This window comes from Rhizobium sp. BK529 (genome assembly GCF_014194105.1).
Taxonomy (GTDB): Bacteria; Pseudomonadota; Alphaproteobacteria; order Rhizobiales; family Rhizobiaceae; genus Rhizobium.
Genome location: NZ_JACIAU010000001.1, coordinates 787599 through 814244, shown reverse-complemented (window position 1 = coordinate 814244; position 26646 = coordinate 787599). Strand labels below are relative to the sequence as shown.

Below are 26646 nucleotides of genomic sequence, written 5' to 3'. Positions count from 1 at the left end.
GGATCGAAATCCGTGGAGGCGCAATTTGGCGTCGGAGGTTGCCATTTCGTTCCAGATACCATCCTCGGGTCCAGCCGCCCGCCGTCCGCAGGAACAAATAAGTCACTTGCTCAACATTCACGCATTCCGCAATTCCGAATTTCATAATTCGCGCGTATAGTGTGTTTACGGGTCTTAATCTCCGTGCCTTGAGGGGTCCAGGACAATGAGCTGGAACACATCGTCGGCATTCGCGCCGGTCGGGCTGGTTTTGCGCGGTCGGGAAACGCACACGGTCGTGCGTACGCTCGGCGATGCGGCATATCTGCTGATAAAGGACTGGCCTTTTGATGACGGAGAAGAATATATGATCGCCGTCAAGGCGTGTATCGACGCCATCACCGGAGAGGTTGCCCCGGAGAAGTTCCGTGAGGCATTTTTGCGCGCCGCCGATGAGGCGGGCATTGCCGCGTTGACCATCGTTCATTGAAGCCAAAGGCATAGCTGCGGTAATTTCCGGGCGAAGCCTCCATCTCCGGCGGCGCGAACGCACCCATTTTCCGTGCCTCCCCGCAAAAATCGCCTTGCATCCTACCGACCGCATGAAGACATAGAAAATAACCATGCCGCCTGTCGCAAAAGGCGCGGCACGTTCGTCTTAAGGCAGAACCACTTCTTTCAGACATGGATACAGGAACACCATGACCAGTGAACCCTTGCTTTCAGAGATTGAAGAACAGGCCGAACTGCCGGTCGAAGACCATAGCGCCCGTAACCGGCTGGTGATCGGCCTGCTGCTCGTCTCCGCCTTCGTGGTCATTCTCAACGAAACCATCATGGGTGTGGCGATCCCGCACCTGATGAACGATCTGAAGATTCCGGCTAGCTCCGCCCAATGGCTGACCTCCGCCTTCATGCTGACAATGGCCGTCGTCATACCCGTGACGGGCTTTCTCTTGCAGCGGCTGAACACGCGGCCGGTCTTCATCCTCGCCATGTCGCTCTTTTCCGCCGGTACGCTGGTCTCCGCCCTCGCTCCCGGCTTTCCCTTCTTGGTCGTCGGCCGCATTGTCCAGGCATCCGGCACGGCGATCATGATGCCGCTCCTGATGACGACAATCATGAATCTCGTTCCGCCGCATTCGCGCGGCCGGACAATGGGCAATATCTCCATCGTCATCTCGGTGGCGCCTGCCATCGGCCCGACGATCTCCGGCCTCATCCTCTCCACGCTCGACTGGCGCTGGCTCTTCCTTCTGGTGCTGCCGATCGCGCTTGCGGCCCTTGCGCTTGGTGCGGCGAAAATCGAAAACGTCACCGTGCCGTCAAAGGCGCCGCTCGATGTTGTCTCCGTCGTGCTGTCGGCCATCGGCTTCGGCAGTTTCGTCTTCGGCGTCAGCGAACTCGGCGCCCCGCCCGAAGCGGGTGCGACGCCATTCGATCCGCGCGTCATGCTTCTTGCCGGTGCCGCCGTTATCGCCATCTTCGTCTGGCGGCAGATCCATCTGCAGAAGCGTGAGCGGGCACTGCTCGATCTGCGCACCCTGCAGACGAAGACCTTCACGATCGCTGCGGGCATGATGGCGATCCTGATGATGTCGATGTTCGGGGTCTTCATCCTGCTGCCGATTTATCTTCTGTCGGTGCTCGGCCAGACGACGCTCACGACCGGCCTCCTCCTGCTGCCGGGCGGCCTCATCATGGGCCTCTGCGCCCCCTTCGTCGGCAGGCTCTTCGACCGCTACGGGCCTGCCCGCCTCGTCATTCCCGGCGCCGTCCTCTTCAGCGGCGTCATGTGGAGCCTGACCTTCATCTCCACGACGACCCCGGTCTGGATGGTCCTCGCCATCCACATCGTGCTCAGCATCGGCCTTGCGCTGATGTTCACGCCGCTCTTTACCGTCAGCCTCGGCTCGCTGCCGCCGAAACTCTATTCCCACGGCAGCGCCATCATCGGCACCACCCAACAGGTCGCCGGCGCCGCCGGCACGACGCTCTATGTCGCCATCATGACCTGGCGTGCCGGAATCCTGACTCAAGGGAAAGCAGATGCCGCAACGGCAACCGTCGGCGGCATGCAGTCCGCCTTCTTCGTCGGCGCGCTGATTTCGCTGGCGGCCGTTGTCGCATCCTTCTACGTCCGCCGCCCGCCCAGCCAGCCCAGCCAGCCCAGCCAGCCCGAGGGGCAGCCACTCGGCCATTGAGGCCCATCACGCTGGCTTAGTGGAATGTCACGATGGGATCGAACATCCTTTGCAGAAAGGAGCGCTGCGCCATCTGCGCATATTCCCGGGGAATGTCGTGCCCGCATTCGAACACGTGGAGCGTCACCGGCACTCCGGCCTCAGAGAGCGCATCCGAGAACCGTTCGGCCTGGGCAACGGGCGCTCGCTCGTCGAGCCTGCCGTGCAGCAACAGGGTTTCTGCCCGCATCCTCTGTGCGTGATGCAGGGCCGAGCGGGCGAGAAAGGCGTCGCTCGTAAGACCGGCTTCCTGCTCGATCGCCCACCGCAGACCTTTCGAACCGGTCTCATAGGCAGCCTTGAGATCGTAGACGCCGCTGCGCAGAATGACGGCCCTGAGATCGGGAGCCTGGGTCGCCACCATTGCCGAAGCGACCGCTCCCCTGCTGTTGCCGTAGAGAACGATGCGGGACGGATCGACAGCAGGCTGCTCCCGCAGGAAGGAGAGCGCCGCGACGATCGCCCGCTGCGTGTCCGGGCCGCAGAAATCCGCCGGTCCATCAGAACCTCCGAAACCCGGTTGCGAGACCGCCGCCGCGGTAATCTTCAAACCGGAGCAGAACCGAACCAGCGCGCCAGCATCGACGGCCTCCTTCGCGCCAATGAGCCGACCGCCCTGATTGCCGTGGACAAAGAGGATCGCTCCAACCGGCGTTTCACTCTCAGGCCGCGCTTGAAAAAGCTCCACACTCGCCCCGTCGCCCCTGTCGATGAGATGTCGCGTCACATCCTTCGCATCTCAGGCAGGAGGCGCGCCACCGGCCAGCCTCTCCTCCCTCCAGATTGGAGAAAATCGCACGTCGAAACCGGCAAGTCTTCCATAAATTCCCTGGGAATTTGTCGGCATACTGTCGCGTGCTTCGTCCTCAGGTCGAGATCCAGCCCTGATGGCGCGGATCGCCAAGAGGAGAAACATCCATGAGAAAGATCATCGCCTCCACGTTCGTCAGCCTCGACGGCGTCATGCAGGCACCCGGCGGCCCTCACGAGGATCCCGTCAACGGTTTCAGGTTCGGTGGCTGGGTATTCCACTACTGGGACGAGGCAACGGGAGCCGTGATCAACGAGCTCTTCGCAAAGCCCTTTGCCCTGCTGCTCGGCCGCAGAACCTACGACATCTTCGCCGCCTACTGGCCCTATCAGAACGACGACATCGCCAAGGCCTTCAATCCGGCAACGAAATATGTGGCAACACACCGCCCGGACTCGCTGACCTGGCAGAACAGCCATGCGCTCGGCCCCGACATCGTCGCAAGTCTCAAGAAAATAAAACAGGAAAACGGGCCTGACCTGCTGATCCAGGGCTCCGGCGATCTCATCCAGACCCTGCTTGCCAATGATCTGATCGACGAAATGACCGTGCTGACCTTTCCGCTGCTCCTCGGCAAGGGCAAACGGCTGTTTGCCGACGGCAGCGCGATGCCGCGCGCGCTCCATCTCACCAGATCGCTGATATCGAGCAAGGGCGTCATCGTCGCGACCTATGAGCGGAACGGCGAAGTGCCGACGGGTTCGTTTGCCGATGATCAGCCGTCCGAGGCCGAACTCGAACGCCGTCGGAACTGGCACTAGCCATGCCCTGATCGCAGCAGCGGCGGGTAGCTCGATCCCGCCGCTGTCGGAATGATGCCACTGCTGTCGAAAAAGTGATTTCGTTCCAACAGCTTCTGTCATCCGTGGGCTTGCCAGAGACGATGAATGCCCATCTTCTGCCCGAATGTTGGGGTTCTAGTCGGGCTTCACCCACAAGGATTGCCCACACCGGGCAAAATGCGCGCCGCGACAGTATTTTTATCGAGTTTCGAGGACATCAGAATGCCGCTTAGACCATCTTCCCGCTGGATTGCGCCGCTGGCCGGTCTTCTGGTGCTCTCGGGGAGTGCAATTGCCGTGCGCGCCGAGCCGCAGCCGGCGGCCCCACCGGTCACTCAGGCAAGCCCGAAGCCCGGCTACACGGTTCCCGCCCGTCGCCCCGTCCATATCGTCCGACAGGATACGGGCACGTCGCTGTCGGCTTTTTTTGATTCAGCCAGCGGCAATCAGGCCAAAGTGCTGAACGAAATGGACAGCCTCCAGATCTCGATGAACAACGACATCGCCGAGGCGGTCGAGGCTTATTATGCCCAGCCTAAAGCGAAGCTCATCTGGGTCAATGGTAAGGGGCCGACAGCGAAGGCCGCACAGGCCCTCGACCTCCTGAAACAGGCCGATGACTGGGGATTGAATGCCGGCGATTACGCCGTTGCCCCTCCTCAGGGAGGCGACCGCGGCAAGGCTCTCGCTGCGTTCGAAGTGTCTCTTTCCAGCAAGATGCTGATGTTCCTTCAGGATAATTTCCGGGGCCGCATCGATCCCAACAAGCTCTCCAACTACTATGATTTCAAGCGCAAGCCGGTCGACCTGAAGGGCACCATTGCCCAGCTCGCCGCCACGCCGGACTTGATGGTGGTCTTCGACCGCCTGCTGCCGAGCAACCCGAAATTCGCCCAGCTCGCCGCCGAACTGCACTACCTGCGCACGTCAGGCCAGGGCGGCGGTAACTCCGCCAATATCAACAAGGTGATCGTGGCGATGGAGGAAATGCGCTGGCTGCCGCAGGAATTTCCGGAGCGATACGTCTTCATCAACCAGCCGGCCTACATGGCCTATTATTATGAAAACGGTACGCTGACGCTCTCGATGAAGGCCGTGATCGGCCAGCAGGACCACCAGACGAATTTCTTCGACGCCTCGATCAAGACGGTGGAATTCAATCCGGACTGGGGCGTGCCGCAATCGATCATCCGTAACGAGATGCTGCCGCATCTGAAGCGCGACCCCGCCTATCTGGACAAGGAAGGCTACGTCGTCTCGGTCAAGGGCAAGACCATGCCGTCAGCCAAGGTGGACTGGTCGCAGCCGCTTGAGAATATCGGCGTCGTCCAGCCCCCAGGCCCGGACAATGCGCTCGGCCAGTTGAAGATCCTCTTCCCGAATTCGCACGACATCTACATGCACGATACACCGGCACGCGGTAAGTTCGCCTCGCAGGACCGCATGTTCAGCCACGGATGCGTGCGCCTGGAGAATCCGAAGGCCATGGCCGCTGCGGTTCTGAAGGCTCCGGTCGAATTCGTCGATCAGCAGATCTCCGATGGCGTCAAGAAGGACATGCCGGTGCCGGAAGAGGTGCCTGTCTACGTCTCCTATTTCACCGCCTGGCCGACGGATGACGGCGTCATCCACTATTTCGACGATATCTATGGCCGCGATGCGCAGACGCTGAACGCGATTTCGGCAACGACCGCGAGCCGGACGTAATCTTAGACGGAACCCTCACCTGTGCGGCGCCCGAAAACTGTGGCATAACTAGCCAATGGCGATCCATGTCTTGGCAGTCCATCGTGATACTGTCGGGACGGAACAGGCGGCAGGCGGTTCGCTTGCAGGAGCCTATTCCGTAGGTGTCCTCTGTTGGCTGCTGTCGGCCGGGGTTTACATCGCCGCCAAATGGGTTTCCGCAGAAATGCCGCCCTGGGCGCTCTGCTTCTGGCGCGTACTGATCGCCTTCGCAATCCTGCTGCCGATCGTGCATCACCATTTTTCCGATATGCTTGCGCTGGTGCGAAACCGCGGCCTGGAGCTGCTTTTTATCGGTGGCATGGGCCTGGCCGTCTGCCAGGGCCTGATCTTCGTCGGCCTCCAGCATGCCGATGCCACCACCGCCGGCATCATCATCGCGCTGATCCCGATCATCACCATGATCCTCGCTCGCCTGATGCTCTCAGAGCCGATGGGAAGCTGGCAGGTGGCTGGCTCGATCCTCGCCTTCCTCGGCATCGTCGTCATCATCGTCAAGGGCAGCCCGGACGTGTTGCTGCGCCTCGATCTCAATCCCGGCGAACTCTGGATCGTCGCCGGCGCCTTCTGCTTCAGCCTCTACACCGTGCTGCTGCGCCGCGCGAAGTTCGATCTGAATCGCCTGGCCCTGCTGGCCTGCTTCTCGGCGCCGCCGCAGTGACTGCTCTTCCCTTCTATCTCTACGAACTCGCCTCCGACGAACGCTCGACGCTCAACGCCGGCGGCCTCATCGCACTCGCCTACGTCGCGATCCCCGGCGGCGCGCTGATGTATTACCTCTTCAATCGCAGCATCGAGGCGCTTGGTGCCGCCCGCGCCGGCGTGCTGCTCTACATCCAGACGATCTTTATTGCCGTGCTCGCCTATTTCATCCTCGGTGAAAAGCTGCAGACCTACCACCTCGAAGGTGCGGTCCTCATCATCGCCGGACTGCTGCTGATTATTCTGCTGAAGCCGAAGACGAAGGCCGCAGCCGCCGCCTGAAGGCGGCGCGCGCAAACCCTAGTCTTTCGCCCCCGCCCCATAACGCAGCCCGTCCACCAGGAGCGCGATCATCCGCCGCGTCGTCGCCGGATCATCCCCCTGCCCGAGATTGGAAAGCTGCGCGCCGGCGCGCAAGAGTTCGCTCGCCTCCACATCGCCGCGTGCAGATCCAGCCGCAACGGCTCGATCCAGCAGTCCCTGCAAGGCGGGGATCATGCGCTCATCAAAATAGGCCGGCAGCGCCTGATAGGCCGGATCGCCGGAGTGGAGTGCCGCGGCAAGGCCGCGCTTGGCCATGATGAAATCGGCAAAGCGCTGCATCCAGCGCGACAGCGCCTCGCCGGGCTCATGTTCGGCCGCAAGCGTCGTAGCTGCATCGGCGCAGGCATCCACCTCGTTGCGCATTACCGCCTTGATGAGATCGGAGCGCTGCGGAAAGTGGCGGTAGACCGTGCCGACGCCGACGCCGGCTTTCTCCGCGATCTCGCGCACCGGCGCATCCACGCCCGATGTCGCAAATACCGCCAGGGCGGCCTTCAAGAGCAGATCCAGATTGCGCCGCGCATCCGCCCGCACCGGCCTTTCATGGCCGCCATCGGCCTCACGCGCCTCGCCCGGGCTGTCCATCCCGTCCATCACATCAACACCCCTTGCAAAGCGGAACATTGTTCCGTATAAACGGAACCGCGTTCCGGATGCGCTTTTATACCCTGTTCGGCAGGTCTTTGCCAGTGGCAAGGCCTGTCCGCCGGGGCTTTTACCCGATTCAAAAACCTGCCCGCGAGGGTAGCGCGTTCAAAAGGAAACGAAGATGCAATACCGTCCCCTTGGCCGCACTGGCATCAAGGTCAGCCCCTATTGCCTTGGCGCCATGATGTTCGGCGCGATCGGCAATGCCGATCATGACGATTCCATCCGCATCATCCATAAGGCACTTGATACCGGCATCAACTTCATCGACACCGCCGACATGTATAGCCACGGCGAATCCGAGGAAATCGTCGGCAAGGCGCTAAAGGGCCGGCGCGACAATGTCGTGCTCGCCACCAAATGCTTCATCCCAATGGGCCAGGATCCGAACCAGCAGGGCAGCTCGCGCCGCTGGATCTATCGCGCGGTCGAGGACTCATTGCGCCGTCTGCAGACCGATTATATCGATCTCTTCCAGATGCATCGCCCCGCCCCCGATACCGATATCGAGGAAACGCTGTCGGCGCTGACAGACCTGATGCGCCAGGGCAAGATCCGCGCTATCGGCTCCTCCACCTTCCCTGTCTCCGAGATCATCGAGGCGCAATGGGTGGCCGAAAAGCGCGGGCTCGCCCGCTTCCGCACCGAGCAGCCCCCCTATTCCATCCTGCACCGTGGCATCGAACGCGAAGTCCTGCCGGCCCTCGAACGCTACGGCATGGGCGCGCTGGTCTGGAGCCCGCTTGCCATGGGCATGCTCACCGGCCGCTATCGCCGCAATGCAGCACTCCCCGAGAGCGGCCGCGTTGCCTATTTCCCGAAGCAGATGTCGAACGAAAACAGTCTCGATGCCGTTGAGCAGCTCATCCCGATCGCGGAAGGCGCCGGCATCTCGCTCACCCACATGGCGCTTGCCTTCGTCATTGCACATCCGGGCGTCACGTCGGCCATCCTTGGGCCGCGCACCATGGAACAGCTCGATGATCTCCTGGCCGGCGCGCAGGTGCGGCTGAGCGACGAACTGCTCGATGCCATCGACGCCATCGTGCCGCCAGGCACCGAGACCGGCCCGCTGGAGGCCAACTACCGGCCCCCGGCAATCCAAACCGCGAGCTTGCGCCGCCGCCCGCCCGCCGAGCGCGCCGCCGCCTGATCGGCAAGACAGCATCGAAGGCGCCGCTATTCCCGCGGGGCCTTCAGCACATCGGCAACATAGTCGAGACCAATACGCCTCTTCGGGAGCCGAGCGGGTCCGGGGAAGCGGCTTCTGCCGAGGATGGCGAATCAAGCCCCTTCGCCAGTCAATCGCTGCAGCTTGCGTTGCGCCTCCTCCACCTCGGTGGCGAGTTCTTCCAGGCGCTCGTCCCACATATCGAGCGCCCTCAAGCCTTCTCGAGTCCGAAACAGGTAGTCGGCCGAACTGCCGATGCTGCCCGAAGCCGTGGCAAGCCGTTGAATGATCACCTCCCGGGAAAGCCCGCCGGCATAGGTATTTGCAAGCGGGTTCATGGTGAACGTGATGCCCCGTCCAAAAGGCGCGCCCTCCTGATCAAGCAAATCGACCCAACGGGGAATATAGGCCTCGGCCACCATCTCCCGCCGCCACAGCAGCTCGAGTTCGTGCAGAAGACCCTCCTCTTCCAGGCGCAGGGCAACGCCATCACAGCTCCCGCCGGCATCAAGCCCGAGCACGAGACCTGGATTGTCCGGCGAACCCCTCCCGGAAACGGTGGTCAGGCAGAAGGACCGGCTCCAGCCCTCGATGCGGGCTTTCCGGCTCTCCACGCTGAGAATGATCGGATTCCAGATCAGCGACCCATACGCAAAAATCCAGACATCGCCCGCCGGCCGTTCGGCAAGTATCGATGCGAGGGATGCCTGTCGCTCCTCGTCACTCAACAGGCGGAGCGTCGGCGCTTCCGTGGCAAGCAAGCCGGCAAAGGTGCCGCTCAGCAGCAGCTCACGTGAAAGGATTTCCTCGCCGCAGCAGGCGATGGCATCGCAGGTTTTGGTATTGACGGTCATGACACTCCGATTCCCTGGGCCAGGGACATCAGCCATGGCTCCGTTCTGCCGCCATCATCCATGCCTCGCGCGCGGAATAAAGCCGGCCGCCACGGACACACTGTCTCCATTACCGGAACAATCGGGTCCGATGATCTTGTCGTTCCTGAGCAGGCGGCTACACTTTCCGTTCCCGAAATCAGCACCACATCGCTCTGAATACAACCATGAGGCGGGGGAACTGACATGAGCGAAATCGGCCGTCTGCTCGGCGCCGGCAAGGAAGCGGAAGTCTATGAACATGGGACGCTGGCGCTGAAGCTTTACAGGCCTGGCCGGCCGAAGGCCCCGGCCTTCCGCGAGGCCGCCAATCTGGCAATCGTCGAGCGGCTTTCCCTACCCGCGCCCCGGATTCACGTCGTCGGCGATTACCACGGCCGCTGGGGCCTGCTGATGGACCGCGCGACCGGCTCGAGCCTTGCCGATGAGATGACGCCGGAACCGCCGCTCACCGCCATCAAGGAGATGGCCGCCCTCCACCTGCGCCTGCACCGCGAACCGGGCACCGGCCTGCCCTCGCTGAAATCGAGACTATCGGCCAATATCGAAAGCGCCGAAGTCCTGTCATCGGACCTGCGCGACCGGCTGCTTCTGACACTTGCCGCCCTGCCTGATGACAACTGCGTCTGCCACGGCGATTTCCACCCCTGGAATATCCTCGGCTCCGGCCAAGACACTGTGATCGTCGACTGGCTGGATGCCTGCAGCGGCAACCCTGCCGCCGATGTCTGCCGCACCTATCTCCTGATGCGCCGTGTGCTGCCGGCAATCGCCGAAGCCTATGTCGTCACTTATGCCAAGGCGGCCGAGTTGACCTCGGACGAGATCTTCACCTGGTTGCCGGTCATCGCCGCCGCCCGCCTTGCCGAGAATGTGCCTGAGGAAAACGAGGACCTGCTGCACCTTGCGGCGCTGGCGCCCGCTTGCGGATAGGCAGATCGTCGCTTCCGAATTTGGTCAGAATGCAAGACTGAGGCCGGTTACATTCTTGATAGCTGTCTTGAGAAGATCGAATACTGCCGACAATATCTTCTGGGCGGCGGCATAGGCCAGAAACTTGAACTCGACGAGCGCACTAGGCGATAACAACGCGGAACAGCGTCAAGCCGCACAAGCTTCGCAGGTGCCGCGGATTTCGATCGTCGTCTTCGCCGGCTTGAACTTTTGGCTGCGCACCCAGCCCATCAGGCGGTGATCCACTTCATGATCGTGGAATTCGATCACCTGTCCGCAGCTTTCGCAGATCGCGAAGGCAACGATGCCGTGGCTGTGGCAGTCTTCGCCCGGATGGGCGCAGGCGACGAAGGAGTTGATGCTTTCCAGCCGATGCACGACGCCATATTCCAGCAGCTTGTCCAGCGCCCGGTAGACCTGCAGCGGTGCGCGAAAACCCTGGTCGCGCAATTTGTCGAGGATCGTGTAGGCGCTGAGCGGCCCCTCGGCTTTCTCCAGCACATCGAAAACGAGCGCCTGATTGCGAGTGAGTTGAGGTGCGTTCATGAGCCTTGTCCTTGCAGGTTCCTGCGCCCGCGCCAGGCGGGAAGCAGGCTCAGAATGAAGAGAATGAGGGCGGCCACCACGATCGACGGGCCGGAGGGCGTATCATAGGTCAGCGAGCCGAACAGCCCGCCGACAACGGCAACCGCGCCGATCAGCGAAGCGAGCACGGCCATCAGCTCCGGCGTCGAGGAGAAGCGCCGGGCGGTCGCTGCCGGAATGATGAGAAGCGATGTGATCAACATGATGCCGACGATCTTCATGGCAATGGCGATGACGACGGCCATCAGAAGCATGAAGAACAGCCGCGCCCGCTCCGGCCGCAAGCCTTCGGCTTCGGCGAGTTCCGGATTGACGGTGGCGGCCAGCAGCGGCCGCCACAGCCAGGCGATCGCCGCCAGTACGAAGATGCCGCCGCCCCAGATGAGCGCGATATCGGTTGTCGAGACGGCGAGGATATCGCCGAACAGGAAGGCAATGAGATCGATGCGCACCCAGGTCATGAAGGCGACCATGACGAGACCGATCGCCAGCGTCGCATGCGAGAGAATGCCGAGCAGCGCATCGGCCGATAGCGCCTGACGCTTCTGCAGGAAGAGCAGCAGGATCGAGACAACAGCCGCAACGACGAAGACGGCCAGCGTCAAGTTGAGTTCAAAGAGCAATGAAAGCGCCACGCCCAGCAATGCCGAATGGGCGATCGTATCGCCGAAATAGGCCATGCGCCGCCAGATGATGAAGCAGCCGAGCGGCCCCGTCGTTAGAGCCAGGCCGACGCCGGCGAGGATCGCGCGCACGAAGAAATCGTCAAGCACGACTGTCCTCCCCGCTTTTGGCCCCGCTCTGGAAATGCGTGTGCGTATGGGCGTGCGCTTCTGCATGCGCATGCTCGGAATGATTGACGTCGGCATCAGCGCGAGCATGGGCCTCGGCATGATCGTGCGCATGCGCATGCGGGTGATCATGTTCATGATCGTGATCGTGATCGTGGTGATGCCCATCCTCGGGATGGCAATGATCGGTCACCGATCCATCTTCATGCAGCACGCGCCCGTCGGGCAGATGCGTATGGTCGTGATGGTGGCTGTAGACCGCAAGCGTCTGCGCCGCGCGGCTGCCGAAAAGGCGGACATATTCCGGGCTCTGGCTCACCGTCTGCGGTGTGCCGCGGCAGCAGACATGGCCATTGAGACAGATGACGGTATCCGTCTCGGCCATCACCACATGCAGGTCGTGCGAGATCAGCAGGATGCCGCAGCCGGTCGTATTGCGGATCGACTTGATGAGGTCATAGAGCGCGATCTCGCCGGCAAAATCCACGCCCTGCACCGGCTCGTCGAGAACCAGAAGATCCGGCTTGCGAGCAATGGCGCGCGCCATCAGCGCCCGCTGGAATTCGCCACCGGAGAGGTGCTGCACCTGGGCATCCAGCATATGCGCCATACCGGACGCTTCGAGTGCCGCCATGATATCCGCCTCGGGCAGCGGCCCGGTCAGCGTCATCAGCCGGCGCACGGAAAGCGGCAAAGTCCAGTCGATCGCGAGCTTCTGCGGCACATAACCGACCTTGAGGCCGGCCTTTCTCATCACCTTGCCCTCATCGGCCTTCAACACGCCGATCGCGGCTTTCGCACTCGTCGATTTGCCGGAACCGTTCGGGCCGATCAGCGTGACGATCTCGCCGCGCGAAACGGAGAAATCCACACCGCGCACCAGCCAGCGGCCACCGCGGCGCACACCGACATTCTCGAGCGAAACCAGCGTTTCGGCCCTGCTATTGTCGGGACTATTTGCGGGAGAGAGCATCAAATTTTCCGAAAGTGCTGTTGCGTCCTGCTATTGCACACGTTATAGCATAACGCAATTGATGTAATAACATAACGACTGCAATTCAAGCGGAGCATTCTGATGAAACTGGCGACGGGCCTTACCCTCGCAATTCCGGCTCTTCTTTTCGCCGGGTCTCTCCAGGCGGCCGATGCCCCTGTCGTCGTCACCTCGATTAAGCCGGTCCATTCGCTGGTCTCAGCCATCATGGAAGGCGTTGGCAAGCCGGAACTGATCGTCGATGGCGCCGCCTCCCCGCACACTTATAATCTGAAACCCTCCAATGCCCGCGCCCTGCAGGATGCCAAGGTCATTTTCTGGGTCGGCCCGGGCCTCGAAGCCTTCCTCGAAAAACCGCTGCAATCGCTGGGTTCCGACGCGATTGTCGCTCGGCTCGACGAAGCCCCGGGTCTGGTGAAGCTGCCCTTCCGCGAAGGCGGGGCTTTCGAGGCTCATGATGATGCCGATGAACATGCTGAGGCCGATCACGATCACGATCATGAAACGGCCGAAGCCGGACATGACCACGATCATGAGCACGGCGCCTTCGACACTCATCTCTGGCTCGACCCCATGAATGCCAAGGCGATGGCAACCGAGATCACCACGACGCTGGTCGCCGCCGACCCGGAGAATGCGCTGACCTATGAGGCCAATGCCAAGGCGCTGGATGACAGGCTCGACGCGCTCGACAAGGAAATCGCCGCCACCGTGTCACCGGTGAAGGACAAGCCCTTTGTCGTCTTCCATGATGCCTATCAATATTTCGAGCACCGCTACCATATCCGCGTCGCCGGCTCGATCACCGTCAGTCCCGAGACCATTCCGGGCGCCGAGCGCGTCTCGGAAATCCACAAGAAGATCGGCGATCTCGGCGCGACCTGCGTCTTTGCCGAACCGCAATTCCAACCACGCCTCGTCAACGTCGTCATCGAGGGCACCAAGGCCAAGTCGGGCGTGCTGGACCCGGAAGCCGCCACCCTGCCCGCCGGCCCGGATCTCTATTTCACCCTCATGCGTGGCATTGCCGCCAGCATGAAGGATTGCCTCTCCAGGGCTGCCTGATCGGAGGCCGGTTTTCCGAAAGGAGCCGGCACCAGTTGGCGAGGATGCCTCGGCGCGACCTGCCGAACTTGCAGCCTCCCCGCGAGCGCTGCGGCGAAAGAAGGCGGTGACACCCCCGTACCGCCTTTTTTGTCAAATAAGCATGTTACGTTATAACATAATAGGAGCATATCATGGATAAGCGACTTCCCGTCACCGTCCTCTCCGGCTTCCTCGGCGCCGGCAAGACGACGCTGCTCAACCACGTCCTCTCCAACCGCGAAGGTCTGCGCGTCGCCGTCATCGTCAACGACATGAGCGAGGTGAATATCGATGCGGCGCTCGTGCGCGATGGCGGCGCCAATCTCTCGCGCACCGAAGAGCAGCTGGTGGAAATGACCAATGGCTGCATCTGCTGCACGCTGCGCGATGATCTGTTGAAGGAAGTGCGCCAGCTCGTCGAACAGGGCCGCTTCGACTACCTGCTGATCGAATCCACTGGTATTGCCGAGCCGCTGCCCGTTGCCACCACGTTCGAATTCCGAGATGAGAATGGCCACAGCCTCTCCGACATCGCTCGCCTCGATACGATGGTCACCGTCGTCGATGCGGCCAACCTGCTCGCCGATTATGCTTCCGCCGATTTCCTTGCCGACCGCGGCGAAATCGCCGGCGACGGCGACAACAGAACCATCGTCGATCTCCTCGTCGAACAGATCGAGTTCGCCGATATCGTCGTGCTGAACAAGGTCAGCACCGCGAGCGAAGACCAGCACGCCGCCGCCCGGAGGATCATCACCGGCCTCAACCCGGATGCCCGCATCATCGAGACCGATTTCGGCATGGTGGCGCTGAAGGACGTGCTCGGCACCAACAGCTTCGATATCGAAAGGGCCGAGACGCATCCGCTCTGGTACAAGGAACTGCACGGCTTCAGGGACCATGTTCCGGAAACCGAGGAATACGGCATCCGCTCCTTCGTCTACCGCGAAAGGCGTCCCTTCCACCCGGCAAGACTGCAGACCTTCCTCGACAAGAGCTGGCCGGGCGTGGTGCGCGCCAAAGGTTTCTTCTGGCTCGCAACCCGCCCCCATTATGTCGGCGAGATCAGCCAGGCCGGCCCCATCGTCCGCACCGGCAAGATGGGCCTCTGGTGGACTGCCGTGCCGCGGAATCAATGGCCAGACGCGCCCGGCTTCCTCAGCGCCATCGATCCCTATCTCGACCCCATCTGGGGCGACCGCCGCCAGGAAATCGTCTTCATCGGCGCTGATCCGATGGACGAAAGCTGGATCCACGCGGAGCTCGACGCTTGTCTGGTGGAAGCCGATGCATTCACGCCCGAGCGCTGGCGTAACCTGCATGACCCCTTCGTCAGCTGGAGCCGACAAGCGGCATGAAGGCGATAACGATCCGACCCTACCGGTGCCTCTGCATAGAGTGCGAGCCCCTGCCGCCGATCGAGGGGCTGCATCCTTTGACCTATGGAGATGAGAGGCAGGATGAAGCGCGCAAACCGAAGGGCTTTCTTGCTGTTATCGCCGCGCGGGTAACGTCGCGAGGGCGAGACTAAGAAATTGCGGCCCAACCGCTCTCGAGATGAATCTTTATGCAGCTCTGCTTGATGATCTTTTTTTCATCATCCGGAATTCAATAAATGGGCAAGGCGAGACGAAGCCCAATGCCTCGCCGGCCCGATCTCCTGCAATCACAGGGTTCCCCTGCAATTCCCGCGACTGGCATACCGCTTGCACCGGTTTCACCGAAAACCACCGGATGCACCATGCCGCCTATCCTCACTGATCTCCTGCTCGCAGCCACCCTCGCGCTCAGCCTGCGGCGCTTCATCCTTCCTTATGTGGTGGAGGATGACATCGTCAGGGCTTCAGCCCCGGTGACAATGGTCGCAAGCGCAGTGTTTCTCGCCGCACTCGCGCTCACCTGCTCGGACAAGACATTCTGGAGCGCGGCGGTCACGCTCACGGGTGGAGCGTTGCTGGCCTTCATCCTTGACGACAGATGGCCAAAGCTCGCCGTTGCCGCCGCAGCCGCCTGCCTTCTCGCGTACCTGAGTATGCGCTAAGCTGCGGCATCCTCCCGCTTGCCGCTCTTCGGCAATGCGCGCGCAACAGCGCTTAGCAGATCCGTCTGCGAAATTACCCCCCGGATTCGCCTCTCCTCATCGACGATAATGACTGCATGCGTGCGCCCGTCCGTCAGATCCGGCAGCAGTCCCATCGCCACGTCATCAGCATGGGCCGTCGTCGCCGGCGAGACCAGCCGCTCCACCGAGCCCGAGGCAAGCGCAAGCTCTCTCAAGCCCACCGTACCGATCAGCTTTCCGGCCTCATCGCGAACCGGCAAAGTCCTTATGTTGTGATTCAACAGCAGCCAACGCGCCTGCTCAACCGTCGCATCGGCATCGATGGCGATCACATCACGCGACATGATATCGGCGCAGCGAATCTCGGCATTCGAGCGCGCTACAGCCTCAAATTCCACCTGGCGCAACAGCCGGGCGAGATCGGCGCGGTCGATATCGAACGTCTCGTTGAACTTGGCGAGTGCCGCATCGAGATCCTCTTCCTGGAAACCGACGCGTTCAGTCGGCGGTCGGTCCGCCGTCTGGTGCGTGTTGACGGGCGCTGCCGCCACATGCGGATAATTGTGCCGCGACAGCTTGTGGAAGACGAGGCCGAGCGCCACCAGCAGGCAGGAATTGAGCGCCACCGGCACGAAGGGAAAGAGCATGCCCCAGCTGGCGACGACAGGGCCGCCGAGCACGGCGGTCAGCGCCGCCGCCCCGCCCGGAGGATGCAGGCAGCGGGTAAAGGACATGGCGGCAATCGCCAGCGATACGCCAACCCCGGTCGCAATAATCGGATCATGGATCAGGCTTGCCGCCGCAACGCCCATGATCGCCGAAATCGTATTGCCGCCGATGATCGACCAGGGCTGCGCGAGCGGGCTTGCCGGCACCGCAAAGAGCAACACGGCCGAAGCCCCCATGGGCGCCACGATCAGCGGCAGATGTGAACCCTCGCCAAAGAGCGCGCCGCATAGCAAGCCGGTCAGCGCAATGGAAACGAGCGCGCCGAGACAGGCGAGCAGCCGGTCGCGCAGCGTCGCGCCCGCAAGGATCGGATGAAACAGCCGCGAGATGGAGAGCCGGCGGGGCGTCTCGTCTGGATTTGGTATGCGCATGAAGAACTCTTTGAAGTCGGCTAGGGAGGCGGATGGAGGACGCCGCTATTGCAGCGTGGCGGGAGGATTGGCGGACATGAGCATGATCTGCTCGAAGACCTGCAGCGGCTTGGATCGCCGCTCGCGTCGGGAAATCAGCAGAGTATCGACGGGACCGAGCCGATGAATCGTGACCTCGGCTCTCCAGGGCAGCATGTCGAGCACCGAGCGCGGCATGACGCCGACGGCATTGCCGGCGACGACTTGCGCCAGGATCGCATGATAGGAGGTCATTTCCACCGTCGGCAGGCTCGCGCCGGCCCTGATCCATCGCTCGGCAATCTGCCGGTAGGTGCAGCCAGGCTCGAGCGCTGCAAGCGCCGGAAGACGGATATCCTGCGGTGCGGCGACGGAGGCATGATGCGGCGGCAGCACGAGCAGCAGATCCTCCTCGCAGACGCGCGCCCGATGCAGGTCATCGGCGTCGACCCCGGCAGACGATAGCCAGCCGGGCTCGCCCTGTGGTGTCGCAATCAGCGCGCAATCGAGCTCGCCGGATATGACGGCTTTTGTCAGCTCCCGCGTGGCGCCGAGTGTGAGCTTCAGGGAAATATCGGGGTTCTCGTCGTTGAAGCGGGCAAGCACGGGCGGAAGCCGGCTCGCCGCCGTGCTTTCCATCGTGCCGAGACGTAAGATCGGCTGCGGGCGGGCGCTCTTCAGGGCAAGCCGCGCTTCTTCCGCCAGCGCCGTCAGCCGCTTCGCATAGGAGAGGAAGAGCTGCCCTTCGGGCGTCAACGTCATGCGCTTGCCATCGCGGCTGAAGAGCACGGCATGCATCTGCCCTTCCAGGGCCTGAATACGGGTCGTCACATTGGACGGCGCACGCGAAAGCCGCTTGGCCGCGCGCGTGACGCTGGCCTCTTCGGCAACGACAAGGAAAATTTCCAGGGAAGACAGATCCACATCGATCTCGCTTGATGAACGAATTCATCCAATATTCCAAAATGGAGAATGATCGCAATCGCGGAAGCGTTCAAAATCGTCGCAGGAAGTGAAAACTTCTTCCGGTCAAGCAGCCGGATGCAGAAAGACGAACCAGACGCCTTGAATATGGGCTTAGAGGACGATGGAATCCGGCCGGTCGTTTCCCTGCGTTCGACAGAAGGAAACGAAATCCCGGAGGAAGCGTTCGGCGGCGTACCGGTTGGCGGGACGATTTAGAATCTCCCGGATCGATTCCGGCGTCTCGTTCATGACGGGAAGTCGGAAGAACAGGTTTTCGTTGAAATTGGCGCTGATGGTCGAAAGCACGGTTCGCAGAATGGTCAGCATGTCGTCTCCCCGGTGGGAGGCGTGCGCGAGAGCGATCGGCTTGCCCACGACCTGATCTCCGGAAACGAGCCAGTCAATCGCATTTTTCAGACCGCCGGGAATGCTGCGAACATATTCGGGGCTGGAGATGAGAAGTCCGTCACAGTCGGAAATCATTCGCATGAAGGTCCGAACGCTGTCGGGCAGATCGGGTCCTTCCAGATCAGGCGAAAACACGGGCAAATCGCCGACACCGTCGAAAACATCGATGGTGATGTCGTCAGGGGCAATGGTTTGCATTGCCCTCAACAATGCCGTGTTGGTGGACGCGTGTCGCGCACTGCCGGAAATCGCAAGTATCTTCATCATGTGACGTTAGCGCCCCGGGTATACACCGGCAATCCGTCGTTTCGCGATTGCCAGAATTCTCGGCGACTGCCGCAAAACTCCTGATTTTCCCAACATTGGATCTGGCTGTGTTGCGTCGACGGAGATGACGGCGAGGAAGCTTCTCTCCGCCGCAGCCATCACCAACTGCGCGCAGCGGATTGGGGCAGTCAGCAATCCAGCCAAGCTTCGAGGCCATCCAGCGTCTGCAGCCCGTATTCGACCGCGCCGAAGCCGATGACGAACCGGCGCCGCTCGGGGCTGGGATGAAGCTGGCGCATGGTCAGCACCGTCTTGCCGTCGGACTGCTCATCGAAAGTGACCGTGACACGGAAACGGTCGGGGTCGTTGGGATCGGGCGTGCCATAGTCCATCACGATCCGCTCGTTCGGCACGATCTCCCGAAAGCGCATGAGGTTCGGGAAGCGCCTCTCCTGGCCCTCGAACACGCCCACCATATCGAAGCGCCAGATCCCACCTTCGCGGATATCGGCTTCGTGGCTCTCGATTCCAAGGCCGGTCGGGCCGTACCATTCGGCAAGCGCCTTGGGATCCATCCAGGCCGCGAAAACCTTCTCGCGTGGGTGATTCAGCAGCTTGACCAGCACGATCTCGCGATCGAGCGACCAGGTGTCAAACAGGTTTGCCATGTCCTTCATCATCCTCTTCGGTCTTGTCCAGATAGGCTTCCAGCCGATCCAGCCGCTCGGTCCAGCGCCGCCGCTCCGCTAGCATCCAGTCCGCCGCCTCGTCGAATCGCGCCTGCACCAGCCGGCACCAGCGGCTACGTCCGCGCTTCTCGCTGGCGATCAGCCCGCAGTCCTCCAGCACCTTGAGATGCTGGGCGAAGGAGGGCAGCGCCATGTCGAAAGGCTCGGCCAGGACGCTGACCGGCACCTCGCCCTCAGCCAGCCGCGACACCACCGCGCGGCGGGTCGGGTCGCTAAGAGCATGAAAGGCAAGGTCGAGGGGAGTCGAGTGGTGAGGCATGTGATCTATTAAAACGAGTTCAGCCGCGGGTCAAGGACAATAAGGTAGTTGCCTTAGTGTCGAAACTCGATATAAAGGCACTTACCTTAGTATCGACCCCGACCAACCCTCCTAAGGAGAGTTTCAATGGCAGTACGTGTTGATCTAATGATTTCGCTCGATGGTTTCGCAACAACGACGGACCAGACCCCTGAAGTCCCGTTCGGCGAGGATTGGCCGCGTCTCGTCGGTGCCTATGTCGCAACGCGAACGTTCCGGGAGCGGGTATTCAAGGATACCAGCAGGGCTGGGACCACCGGTCTCGATGACGATTACGCGAGAGACTACTTCGCTAATGTGGGTGCCGAGATCATGGGCGCCGGCATGTTTGGCCTCCACAATTTCCCCGACGATCCGAACTGGCGCGGATGGTGGGGCGAAGAGCCGCCCTTTCGGGTTCCGGTCTTCGTTCTCACCCATAAAGCTCGCCCCTCCATAGAGATGGCTGGTGGCACGACTTTCCATTTCATCAACACCACTCCGGCTGAGGCGCTGCAACAGGCTGCTAAAGTGGCGGGCGGCAAAGACGTGCGCATTGGCGGCGGCCCAACAGTCGTTCGCGATTTTCTGAAAGCAGGTCTTGTCGACCGCCTGCATGTTGCAATCACGCCGATTCTGCTTGGGCGCGGCATATGCCTGTGGAACGATCTGCGTGGCTTGGAAATTGGCTACACAGTCAGATCGGAAACGGCGCCGAGCGGCGTCATCCACATTACCTTCCAACGCTAACCCGTGACTTGCTGAGATCATGGACTGTCGACAAGTGGTCCATGATCTCGGCGTCTCGAGCGCTTCCAGCGGGCGAAGGAAGTGCTCTCGCTGCTGCTCGGCGTCTTCGGCACCATCGTCGGCTATTATTTCGGTTCGGGAAACCCCGAGACCTCCGGCCGGTACCCTTCGAACTGCCGAGCCCGGATCTGTCGCCCTGCCGGTCGGACCGGCGGGCCAAAGGGCGGCCGTACCCGCCCTCTCCGGGTCTCGCGTGAGATCAGTGATTGGCGGCGATGATGCTGGTGATCAGGCCGGTGGCGACGCCGACGAGAAGATAGTCGTTATCGGCCTTCACCCAATGATAGCCGCGCGGCGGCGGTGCCAGGCGGTAGCGACGGTAGTCGCGAACTTCGCCGTAGCGGCCGCGCTCGGCAGCCGACATGCGGTAGCCCTTCGACCAATGATGCGGACGGACCACGACCTTCTCATGGACGACCTTCTTGTGGACCACGACCGGCGGACGATGATGATCGGCGGCGCTGGCCTGCGATGCGATAATCGGCGAGAGCAGGAAAGAAGCGGAAAGAAGAGCTGCAAAAATCTTTTTCATGAGGGGTTCCTCGTGTTGAACACAGCCCGAAATTACGCCTACGAAAATGAACGAAAACTGAAAATAAAATTAAAAATATGTAACAGAATCGGTATCTTATTACTATTTTCTAAAGTTATAATCGCGGGCTAACGAAGCGTGGTGACATCATGGCATCGGGGATCACATCTGCGTAATTGGTCGTGATGAGGATTCGACAGAGGCGGCGCAGCGTCCCTTCTCCCCAGCGGGGAGAAGGGAGATCACCAAAAGATCATCGCCATATTGATGACGTCGGTATAGTGCCCCTCGACGCAGAAAGCATCGCGGCTCACCCCTTCCCGCACGAAACCCACCCTCTCATAGAGCCGGATTGCCCGCACATTATCCGCATGCACGCCCAATTCGATGCGGATCATACCTGCTTCCCGCGCCGCCTCTATCGCCGCCTCGATCAGCCGCCGGCCGAGCCCTTTCTCGCGATAATCCGACAGCAAGCCCATGCCGAGAGAGCCGCAATGGGCACGCGAGGGAAAGAAATGCCGGCGGATATCGCACCAGCCGACCAGCGCGTCGCCATCGAGAGCGACGAGATGCACGTTGCCGTTCGCCATCGACGACAACGCGAACTTGCGTGTGTCCTCAAGCGGCGGGGCTTCCAGCAGGGTCAGGTATTTCCGCTCCCGCGCTACGATATCGAGAGCCCGGTGAAAGCTCTCGATATGTGCTTCGGTCATCCGCTCGATACGGATATCGTCCATCGCCCTTCTCACAGTTCCTCGTAGTTGAACCAGTCGAAATCGGCCGTCCTTGCCCGGCCCGACGTATCGAAGGCGAAGACGCCGGCAAAGGCGCCGGTAAACGAGCCATGCTCGCCGCGCCCGCCCTCATCCGAGACGACGCCGGCGTCGAGCACCGGGCCGATCGGCTGCCAGGCGCCCTTGCCCTCCGTCTGCCAGAAGAATTGCAGGTCGTTGTCGCGGATTTCCATGGCCAGCTGCACGCGGCCATCGGCCGGGATCGCCACGCCGGCATCCGCCGGAAAGGTCATCCGTCCGTTCGGATAGTCGCCATCGCAGGAGAAGATCGTGACACAGCGGCCGAGCTTCTCATGCAGCGTCACGACGACGGCATGGAACTTGTGGCGATTATAGTAATGTGTCAGGCCGGCCACCTGCTGATAGGTATCCGGCGTGAACTCGACCACCGTCTCGGCACGGAAACTGTGGTGTTCCTGCCGGCGGGCGACCAGCGCCTGTTCGAACCAGGAGCCGATGCTTTCACGGCCGATCAGGCGCAGGTGGCCGGGACGCTCCGTCAGGTTGAAGATGCGCTCGGGCTGCGGCGTGCGCAGCCACTGGAAATCGGCCGGCAGCGTGCCGCCATCGAAATTATACTCGCTGCGAACAGGCTTTTCGGTCCGCTCGGCACCGCCGAGACCCGGCACCTCGACATCGGGAACAACAGTTCCGTTTTCCAGATAGAGCCACCCATCCTCGCGCCACTGACACTTCTGCAGCGCGGTTTCGCGCCCCAGCGTGCAGCGGCGCTTCGGCGGCAGCGGCCGGCCGCAGAGATGCGTGTGATAGACCTGGCCATCGGGCGTCTCGACATATTGCCCATGCCCTGCCCGCTGCAGCACCGCTTCCGGATGATCTTTTGAGGTGATCAGATGCCGGTTCGGATGCAGTTCATAGGGGCCGTCGATATTGCGGGAGCGCGCCATCGTGACTGCGTGGTCGTAGCCGGTGCCGCCTTCGGCGGTCGTCAGGTAGTACCAGCCGTTCTTCTTGAACAGATGCGGGCCTTCGACGAGACCGAGCGGGCTGCCGGCGAAGATGTTCTTGATCGGGCCTTTCAGCGACTTTGTCTGAGCATCCCATTCCTGCAGGAGGATGCCGTCGAAAGCCGGCGACTTCGGCGAGCCGCCATAGCTTTCCGTGCGGTGGTTCCACTGCATGTTAATGAACCATTTGCGCCCGTCATCGTCATGGAAGAGCGACGGGTCGAAGCCCGAGGAATTGACATAGACCGGCTCCGACCATTCACCCTCGATAGTGGGCGAGGTCACGATGTAATTATGCGCATCCTTGAAGTTGCCGTCGAAACGCTTCACGTCGGTATAGACCAGCCAGAACTGTCCGTCCGCATAGGAAAGACATGGCGCCCAGATGCCGCAGCTGTCGGGGTTGCCGCGCATGTCGAGCTGCGAAGCGCGCTCCAGCGGCCGGCGCACCAGCTTCCAGTTCACCAGATCGCGCGAATGATGGATCTGCACGCCAGGATACCATTCGAAGGTGGAAGTCGCGATGTAATAATCATCGCCGACGCGGCAAATGGACGGATCGGGGTTGAATCCGGGCAAGATGGGATTGCGGATCATGGCGGCTCCTCCTCTGAGCAACAGTTTCTGCTGCACGTACATCAAATTATACCTGGAAAACGCCCGGGGTTTTGCCCCGGGCGTTGAAACTCATTCCAGCTCAGCCGACTTGGCCCAGAGATTGATGTCGGCTTCCTTGGCGTAGACATCGATTTCCTTGAGCTCCTCGGCGGTGAAATTGAGATTGTCGAGCGCTGCAACGCAATCGACGATCTGCGAGGAACGGCTGGCGCCGATCAGCGCCGACGTCACGCGCCCGCCGCGCAGCACCCAGGCGATCGCCATCTGCGCCAGCGTCTGGCCGCGCTTTTCGGCGATCTCGTTGAGCTTCCTGATATTGTCGATGATCGCGGAGCGAATGAAATCCTTCTTGAGGAAGTGGTTCTGCGCCGCGCGGCTGTCGGAGGGAATGCCGCCGAGATATTTCGTCGTCAGCATGCCCTGGGCAAGCGGCGAGAAGACGATCGAGCCCATGCCGACTTCGTCAAGCGTATCGAGCAGCTTGTCGTCCTCGACCCAGCGGTTGAGCATGGAATAGCTCGGCTGGTGAATGAGGCACGGCGTGCCGAGATCCTTCAAAATCGCGGCTGCTTCGCGGGTGCGCTGCGAATTATAGGAGGAAATGCCGACATAGAGCGCGCGGCCGGAGCGTACGATATAGTCGAGCGCGCCGCAGGTTTCTTCGAGCGGGGTGTCCGGATCGAAACGGTGCGAATAGAAGATATCGACATAGTCGAGGCCCATGCGTTCCAAGCTCTGGTCGCAGGAAGCGACGAGATACTTGCGGCTGCCCCACTCGCCGTAAGGACCCGGCCACATATCGTAACCCGCCTTGGAGGAGATGATCAGCTCGTCACGCAACCCGGCAAAATCGGTGCGCAGGATTTCGCCGAAGGCAGTCTCGGCGCTGCCGGGAGGCGGGCCGTAATTATTGGCGAGATCGAAATGGGTGATGCCGAGATCGAAGGCCGTGCGGCACATGTCGACCTTGCGGTCATGCGGCGTGTCGCCGCCGAAATTGTGCCAGAGGCCGAGGGAAACGGCCGGCAGCTTCAGGCCGGAACGGCCCGTGCGATTATACTTCATCTTCGAATAGCGGTCTTCGGCGGGTTGCCAGCTCATCTTAGGTCTCCTCAACCTATAAAGTGCTTCTCTTCCGTATCCGCGCGGGGCGGCGGTCGAAAGCTGAAAACGTCGCTGCCCCTCGTGTGGGGCCGGGCGCGACGGCACTATTGGATCAAGCACGCCGATACGGCAAGCGCGTAGCGCGTGTTCTCGACGACTTCACGTAAGACGTTGGGCCCTGCCCTCACACGCCGTCATGTCTGGGCAAGCCCTGTCCGCATATGCCGTCATGCTCGGCCCTGTGCCGAGCATGTGCTGAGCCCTCGGCAGATGTCAAAGACAAGCCCGAGGATGACGAGACCATTGAGCAAGCGCGCCGCACGACAAGCATACGGCGCACTCCTCGCCTTACTTCAACAGCGCCAGAGCCTCTTCGATACCGAGAGCGGCCGGCTGCGTGCAGGTGGTCGTCAGATCGACGAACCGGCCTTCCGCGCCCGACTTCAGGATCGAGGTCATGATATCGACGCCATGAAGCGTACGGTCGAGCGAGCAGCGTGCATCGCGGCCCTCGATCAGCGACATGGCCATGTCGGCAAGACCGGCCGTGCGGTAATTGGCGCGCGGGCCATTTGGGCTTTCCTGGTTGAACTTGCCGAAGGGGTGATCCCAGCCAGTGACCTCTTTGATGTCCTTGTTGCGGCCGCTGGCCTCGACGACACCGCCGAAAAAGTTCGGGTCCGGCACGTAGAGAGAACCATCGGTGCCGTAGAGCTCCATATTGGCATGGCGGTGTGACCAGACATCCCAGCTCGCCGTCAGCGTGACCGTGGCGCCCGAGACGAATTCGAGCAGCGCCTGGATCGTCGTCGGCGTCTTGACCGGGATCACCTCGCCGTTGCGCGGCTGGCTGGTGATGGTGCGGGTTTCCGACGCCATCGAGGTCATGGCGCCGACGCGCTTCACCGGTCCGATCAGGTTGATCAGGTTGGCGATGTAATAGGGACCCATGTCGAGAATCGGGCCGCCGCCCGGCAGGAAGAAGAAGTCAGGGTTCGGGTGCCACATTTCCATGCCCGGACCCATGACATAGCAGGCGCCAGACGTGATGCGGCCGATACCGCCGTCATCGACGAACTTGCGGGCAAGCTGATGCGCGCCGCCGAGGAAAGTATCCGGCGCGCAGCCGACGGCGAGCCCCTTTTCCTTCGCGATGCGGCGAAGGTCTTCGCCCTGCTCCAGCGACAGTACGAGCGGCTTTTCCGAATAGACGTGCTTGCCGGCTTCGAGCGCTGCTTTCGATACCGGATAATGCGCGTCCGGGATCGTCAGGTTGACGACGACGTCGATCTCGTCATTAGCAAGAAGCTCTTCAATCGTCTGTGCCGTCACGCCATATTCTTCGGCGCGAAGCTTGGCTGCCTGCGCGTTGATATCGGCGCAGGCGAGCACCTTCAGCCCCTTGAAGAGCGGTGCCAGCGAAAAATAGGTGGTGGAGATATTGCCGCATCCAATGATGCCGACGCCAAGTTCCTTGGTCATGGTCTGCCTCAGTAGCTCTTGAAGGAAGCGATCGAGCGCGTGATGTTACGGTCGATATCGTTGGGATTGTCGTGCTCGACGACGAAATGCCGGGCCTTAGTCTTTGCCTTGACCACCGGAAGCAGTTTCGCCCAGCCGATCGTGCCGTGGCCCACATCGGCCCAGCCGCCTTCGTCGGTCGCTTCGCCTGCCGGCGCGATGTCCTTGACGTGGACTGCGCTGATGCGGGGCCCAAGCTTCTCGACCCATGCATAGGGGTCCGCACCGCCGCGAACGACCCAGGCGATATCCGCTTCCCAGGAAATATCCGGCGCGCCCTCGAAGATGCGCTCGATCGGCAGCGACCCGTCGGAGAGCTTCACGAATTCGAAGTCGTGATTGTGCCAGCCGAACTCATAACCCGCATCCTTGTAGGGCTTGCTCATTTCCTGCAGGCGCTTGCCAAAGGCGAGCCAGCCGGCCGCATCCGTCGGGCGCTGGTCGGGCATCAGGTGCGGCGCATAAATCGAATCCATGCCGAGAATCTTGGCAATCTGCAGCGACTTCTCGACGCTGCCCTCGAGGAAGTCGGGGCTGAAATGGCCGGTTGCCATCACGAGGCCGTTCTTGTCGAGATCCGCGCGCAGGCCCTTCAGGCCGGCCTCGTCCAGTTCGGCATAGATGCCGCCGAAACCTTCGACTTCGGCATAACCGGCCTTGCCGAGCTTTTCGAAAATCGCCGACAGCGGCGGGAAATTGCGGGCGCTATAGAGCTGATAGCTGAGCTTGGTCATGTCATC

27 protein-coding genes and 1 pseudogene are annotated in these 26646 nt (G+C 61.6%); 11 read left to right on the top strand and 17 right to left on the bottom strand.

Annotation, left to right across the window (positions count from 1 at the left end; genetic code table 11):
- Positions 1 to 205: 205 nt before the first annotated feature.
- Both FHX08_RS03970 and FHX08_RS03965 read left to right on the top strand, forming a co-directional pair.
- Complete coding sequence (locus tag FHX08_RS03970; protein WP_132653990.1) at positions 206 to 469, top strand: DUF982 domain-containing protein; 264 nt, start codon at positions 206 to 208, stop codon at positions 467 to 469.
- A 211-nt stretch (positions 470 to 680) separates the two neighbouring features.
- Positions 681 to 2183, top strand: a complete 1503-nt coding sequence (locus FHX08_RS03965; RefSeq protein ID WP_132653989.1) for a DHA2 family efflux MFS transporter permease subunit — start codon at positions 681 to 683, stop codon at positions 2181 to 2183.
- Between the two features lie 16 nt (positions 2184 to 2199).
- Here the strand turns inward: FHX08_RS03965 and FHX08_RS03960 are convergent, their stop codons facing one another.
- Positions 2200 to 2949 carry a prolyl oligopeptidase family serine peptidase gene (locus FHX08_RS03960; RefSeq protein WP_184326874.1) on the bottom strand — a complete coding sequence of 250 codons (750 nt, stop codon included), beginning with the start codon at positions 2947 to 2949 and terminating at the stop codon, positions 2200 to 2202.
- A gap of 191 nt (positions 2950 to 3140) precedes the next feature.
- On the opposite strand from FHX08_RS03960, the gene FHX08_RS03955 reads away from it, so the two are divergent.
- From FHX08_RS03955 to FHX08_RS03945, 3 genes and pseudogenes are all read left to right on the top strand, one after another.
- Positions 3141 to 3794 (top strand): dihydrofolate reductase family protein, encoded by a 654-nt coding sequence (locus tag FHX08_RS03955; RefSeq protein WP_132653987.1) that lies wholly within the window; start codon positions 3141 to 3143, stop codon positions 3792 to 3794.
- Between the two features lie 243 nt (positions 3795 to 4037).
- A complete protein-coding gene (locus FHX08_RS03950; protein WP_132653986.1) occupies positions 4038 to 5522 on the top strand; it encodes a murein L,D-transpeptidase in 1485 nt (494 codons plus the stop codon).
- A 55-nt stretch (positions 5523 to 5577) separates the two neighbouring features.
- Positions 5578 to 6545: pseudogene (locus FHX08_RS03945) on the top strand (DMT family transporter).
- An 18-nt stretch (positions 6546 to 6563) separates the two neighbouring features.
- On the opposite strand, the gene FHX08_RS03940 reads toward FHX08_RS03945, so the two are convergent.
- Positions 6564 to 7181: a TetR/AcrR family transcriptional regulator gene (locus FHX08_RS03940; RefSeq protein ID WP_132654336.1), complete on the bottom strand. Its 618-nt coding sequence runs from the start codon at positions 7179 to 7181 to the stop codon at positions 6564 to 6566.
- A 175-nt stretch (positions 7182 to 7356) separates the two neighbouring features.
- Between FHX08_RS03940 and FHX08_RS03935 the strand changes: the two genes are divergently transcribed.
- The gene (locus FHX08_RS03935; protein WP_132653985.1) at positions 7357 to 8388 is read left to right on the top strand and encodes an aldo/keto reductase; all 1032 of its coding nucleotides are present in this window, start codon (positions 7357 to 7359) and stop codon (positions 8386 to 8388) included.
- 131 nt (positions 8389 to 8519) lie between these two features.
- Here the strand turns inward: FHX08_RS03935 and FHX08_RS03930 are convergent, their stop codons facing one another.
- Positions 8520 to 9260: a gamma-glutamylcyclotransferase gene (locus tag FHX08_RS03930; protein ID WP_132653984.1), complete on the bottom strand. Its 741-nt coding sequence runs from the start codon at positions 9258 to 9260 to the stop codon at positions 8520 to 8522.
- Positions 9261 to 9485: 225 nt separating this feature from the next.
- Between FHX08_RS03930 and FHX08_RS03925 the strand changes: the two genes are divergently transcribed.
- Positions 9486 to 10232, top strand: a complete 747-nt coding sequence (locus FHX08_RS03925; RefSeq protein ID WP_132653983.1) for a phosphotransferase family protein — start codon at positions 9486 to 9488, stop codon at positions 10230 to 10232.
- Positions 10233 to 10400: 168 nt separating this feature from the next.
- On the opposite strand, the gene FHX08_RS03920 is transcribed toward FHX08_RS03925, so the two are convergent.
- Genes FHX08_RS03920 through znuC form a run of 3 tightly spaced genes read right to left on the bottom strand, consistent with a single transcriptional unit; the run spans position 10401 to position 12602 of the window.
- Complete coding sequence (locus FHX08_RS03920; protein WP_132653982.1) at positions 10401 to 10799, bottom strand: Fur family transcriptional regulator; 399 nt, start codon at positions 10797 to 10799, stop codon at positions 10401 to 10403.
- Positions 10796 to 11611 (bottom strand): zinc ABC transporter permease subunit ZnuB, encoded by an 816-nt coding sequence (gene znuB / locus FHX08_RS03915; RefSeq protein WP_132653981.1) that lies wholly within the window; start codon positions 11609 to 11611, stop codon positions 10796 to 10798. Before znuB ends, FHX08_RS03920 begins: the two co-directional genes overlap by 4 nt.
- Entirely contained in the window at positions 11604 to 12602 is a 999-nt protein-coding gene (gene znuC, locus FHX08_RS03910; protein ID WP_165911895.1) for a zinc ABC transporter ATP-binding protein ZnuC, read from the bottom strand. Before znuC ends, znuB begins: the two co-directional genes overlap by 8 nt.
- Before the next feature lie 102 nt (positions 12603 to 12704).
- Here znuC and znuA point away from each other — a divergent pair, with 102 nt between their 5' ends.
- The 3 genes from znuA (at position 12705) to FHX08_RS03895 (ending at position 15750) form a co-directional block, all read left to right on the top strand.
- On the top strand, positions 12705 to 13688 hold the full coding sequence (gene znuA, locus FHX08_RS03905) for a zinc ABC transporter substrate-binding protein ZnuA (RefSeq protein ID WP_184326873.1): 984 nt from the start codon (positions 12705 to 12707) through the stop codon (positions 13686 to 13688).
- Between the two features lie 173 nt (positions 13689 to 13861).
- Entirely contained in the window at positions 13862 to 15067 is a 1206-nt protein-coding gene (gene zigA / locus FHX08_RS03900; protein WP_132653979.1) for a zinc metallochaperone GTPase ZigA, read from the top strand.
- A 383-nt stretch (positions 15068 to 15450) separates the two neighbouring features.
- A complete protein-coding gene (locus tag FHX08_RS03895; protein WP_132653978.1) occupies positions 15451 to 15750 on the top strand; it encodes a hypothetical protein in 300 nt (99 codons plus the stop codon).
- Here FHX08_RS03895 and FHX08_RS03890 read toward each other — a convergent pair.
- From FHX08_RS03890 to FHX08_RS03870, 5 genes are all read right to left on the bottom strand, one after another.
- On the bottom strand, positions 15747 to 16871 hold the full coding sequence (locus tag FHX08_RS03890; RefSeq protein ID WP_132653977.1) for an HPP family protein: 1125 nt from the start codon (positions 16869 to 16871) through the stop codon (positions 15747 to 15749). The genes FHX08_RS03895 and FHX08_RS03890 overlap by 4 nt on opposite strands.
- Before the next feature lie 45 nt (positions 16872 to 16916).
- Positions 16917 to 17813 carry a LysR substrate-binding domain-containing protein gene (locus FHX08_RS03885; RefSeq protein ID WP_132653976.1) on the bottom strand — a complete coding sequence of 299 codons (897 nt, stop codon included), beginning with the start codon at positions 17811 to 17813 and terminating at the stop codon, positions 16917 to 16919.
- Positions 17814 to 17966: 153 nt separating this feature from the next.
- The gene (locus FHX08_RS03880; protein WP_132654334.1) at positions 17967 to 18527 is read right to left on the bottom strand and encodes an NADPH-dependent FMN reductase; all 561 of its coding nucleotides are present in this window, start codon (positions 18525 to 18527) and stop codon (positions 17967 to 17969) included.
- A 191-nt stretch (positions 18528 to 18718) separates the two neighbouring features.
- Positions 18719 to 19207: an SRPBCC family protein gene (locus FHX08_RS03875; RefSeq protein ID WP_184327349.1), complete on the bottom strand. Its 489-nt coding sequence runs from the start codon at positions 19205 to 19207 to the stop codon at positions 18719 to 18721.
- Positions 19182 to 19538, bottom strand: a complete 357-nt coding sequence (locus FHX08_RS03870) for an ArsR/SmtB family transcription factor (RefSeq protein WP_132653974.1) — start codon at positions 19536 to 19538, stop codon at positions 19182 to 19184. Before FHX08_RS03870 ends, FHX08_RS03875 begins: the two co-directional genes overlap by 26 nt.
- A gap of 126 nt (positions 19539 to 19664) precedes the next feature.
- Between FHX08_RS03870 and FHX08_RS03865 the strand changes: the two genes are divergently transcribed.
- Positions 19665 to 20306, top strand: a complete 642-nt coding sequence (locus tag FHX08_RS03865; protein WP_132653973.1) for a dihydrofolate reductase family protein — start codon at positions 19665 to 19667, stop codon at positions 20304 to 20306.
- Positions 20307 to 20565: 259 nt separating this feature from the next.
- Here FHX08_RS03865 and FHX08_RS03860 read toward each other — a convergent pair whose 3' ends face one another.
- From FHX08_RS03860 to FHX08_RS03835, 6 genes are all read right to left on the bottom strand, one after another.
- Positions 20566 to 20898: an RcnB family protein gene (locus tag FHX08_RS03860; RefSeq protein WP_132653972.1), complete on the bottom strand. Its 333-nt coding sequence runs from the start codon at positions 20896 to 20898 to the stop codon at positions 20566 to 20568.
- Between the two features lie 242 nt (positions 20899 to 21140).
- A complete protein-coding gene (locus tag FHX08_RS03855; protein WP_132653971.1) occupies positions 21141 to 21638 on the bottom strand; it encodes a GNAT family N-acetyltransferase in 498 nt (165 codons plus the stop codon).
- An 8-nt stretch (positions 21639 to 21646) separates the two neighbouring features.
- Entirely contained in the window at positions 21647 to 23260 is a 1614-nt protein-coding gene (locus tag FHX08_RS03850) for a glycoside hydrolase family 43 protein (protein ID WP_132653970.1), read from the bottom strand.
- Between the two features lie 90 nt (positions 23261 to 23350).
- Complete coding sequence (mgrA, locus tag FHX08_RS03845; RefSeq protein WP_132653969.1) at positions 23351 to 24382, bottom strand: L-glyceraldehyde 3-phosphate reductase; 1032 nt, start codon at positions 24380 to 24382, stop codon at positions 23351 to 23353.
- Positions 24383 to 24733: 351 nt separating this feature from the next.
- On the bottom strand, positions 24734 to 25867 hold the full coding sequence (locus tag FHX08_RS03840) for a Gfo/Idh/MocA family protein (RefSeq protein WP_132653968.1): 1134 nt from the start codon (positions 25865 to 25867) through the stop codon (positions 24734 to 24736).
- An 8-nt stretch (positions 25868 to 25875) separates the two neighbouring features.
- A complete protein-coding gene (locus FHX08_RS03835; RefSeq protein ID WP_132653967.1) occupies positions 25876 to 26640 on the bottom strand; it encodes a sugar phosphate isomerase/epimerase in 765 nt (254 codons plus the stop codon).
- Positions 26641 to 26646 lie beyond the last annotated feature (6 nt).

What these genes read in the sequence shown, in the direction of transcription:
- FHX08_RS03970 (WP_132653990.1), top strand. Translation starts at nt 206, where the DNA reads ATGAGCTGGAACACATCGTCGGCATTCGCGCCGGTCGGGCTGGTTTTG.
- FHX08_RS03965 (WP_132653989.1), top strand. Translation starts at nt 681, where the DNA reads ATGACCAGTGAACCCTTGCTTTCAGAGATTGAAGAACAGGCCGAACTG.
- FHX08_RS03955 (WP_132653987.1), top strand. Translation starts at nt 3,141, where the DNA reads ATGAGAAAGATCATCGCCTCCACGTTCGTCAGCCTCGACGGCGTCATG.
- FHX08_RS03950 (WP_132653986.1), top strand. Translation starts at nt 4,038, where the DNA reads ATGCCGCTTAGACCATCTTCCCGCTGGATTGCGCCGCTGGCCGGTCTT.
- FHX08_RS03940 (WP_132654336.1), bottom strand. Translation starts at nt 7,181, where the DNA reads ATGGACGGGATGGACAGCCCGGGCGAGGCGCGTGAGGCCGATGGCGGC.
- FHX08_RS03935 (WP_132653985.1), top strand. Translation starts at nt 7,357, where the DNA reads ATGCAATACCGTCCCCTTGGCCGCACTGGCATCAAGGTCAGCCCCTAT.
- FHX08_RS03930 (WP_132653984.1), bottom strand. Translation starts at nt 9,260, where the DNA reads ATGACCGTCAATACCAAAACCTGCGATGCCATCGCCTGCTGCGGCGAG.
- FHX08_RS03925 (WP_132653983.1), top strand. Translation starts at nt 9,486, where the DNA reads ATGAGCGAAATCGGCCGTCTGCTCGGCGCCGGCAAGGAAGCGGAAGTC.
- FHX08_RS03920 (WP_132653982.1), bottom strand. Translation starts at nt 10,799, where the DNA reads ATGAACGCACCTCAACTCACTCGCAATCAGGCGCTCGTTTTCGATGTG.
- znuC (WP_165911895.1), bottom strand. Translation starts at nt 12,602, where the DNA reads ATGCTCTCTCCCGCAAATAGTCCCGACAATAGCAGGGCCGAAACGCTG.
- znuA (WP_184326873.1), top strand. Translation starts at nt 12,705, where the DNA reads ATGAAACTGGCGACGGGCCTTACCCTCGCAATTCCGGCTCTTCTTTTC.
- zigA (WP_132653979.1), top strand. Translation starts at nt 13,862, where the DNA reads ATGGATAAGCGACTTCCCGTCACCGTCCTCTCCGGCTTCCTCGGCGCC.
- FHX08_RS03895 (WP_132653978.1), top strand. Translation starts at nt 15,451, where the DNA reads ATGCCGCCTATCCTCACTGATCTCCTGCTCGCAGCCACCCTCGCGCTC.
- FHX08_RS03890 (WP_132653977.1), bottom strand. Translation starts at nt 16,871, where the DNA reads ATGCGCATACCAAATCCAGACGAGACGCCCCGCCGGCTCTCCATCTCG.
- FHX08_RS03880 (WP_132654334.1), bottom strand. Translation starts at nt 18,527, where the DNA reads ATGAAGATACTTGCGATTTCCGGCAGTGCGCGACACGCGTCCACCAAC.
- FHX08_RS03875 (WP_184327349.1), bottom strand. Translation starts at nt 19,207, where the DNA reads ATGAAGGACATGGCAAACCTGTTTGACACCTGGTCGCTCGATCGCGAG.
- FHX08_RS03870 (WP_132653974.1), bottom strand. Translation starts at nt 19,538, where the DNA reads ATGCCTCACCACTCGACTCCCCTCGACCTTGCCTTTCATGCTCTTAGC.
- FHX08_RS03865 (WP_132653973.1), top strand. Translation starts at nt 19,665, where the DNA reads ATGGCAGTACGTGTTGATCTAATGATTTCGCTCGATGGTTTCGCAACA.
- FHX08_RS03860 (WP_132653972.1), bottom strand. Translation starts at nt 20,898, where the DNA reads ATGAAAAAGATTTTTGCAGCTCTTCTTTCCGCTTCTTTCCTGCTCTCG.
- FHX08_RS03855 (WP_132653971.1), bottom strand. Translation starts at nt 21,638, where the DNA reads ATGGACGATATCCGTATCGAGCGGATGACCGAAGCACATATCGAGAGC.
- FHX08_RS03850 (WP_132653970.1), bottom strand. Translation starts at nt 23,260, where the DNA reads ATGATCCGCAATCCCATCTTGCCCGGATTCAACCCCGATCCGTCCATT.
- mgrA (WP_132653969.1), bottom strand. Translation starts at nt 24,382, where the DNA reads ATGAGCTGGCAACCCGCCGAAGACCGCTATTCGAAGATGAAGTATAAT.
- FHX08_RS03840 (WP_132653968.1), bottom strand. Translation starts at nt 25,867, where the DNA reads ATGACCAAGGAACTTGGCGTCGGCATCATTGGATGCGGCAATATCTCC.
- FHX08_RS03835 (WP_132653967.1), bottom strand. Translation starts at nt 26,640, where the DNA reads ATGACCAAGCTCAGCTATCAGCTCTATAGCGCCCGCAATTTCCCGCCG.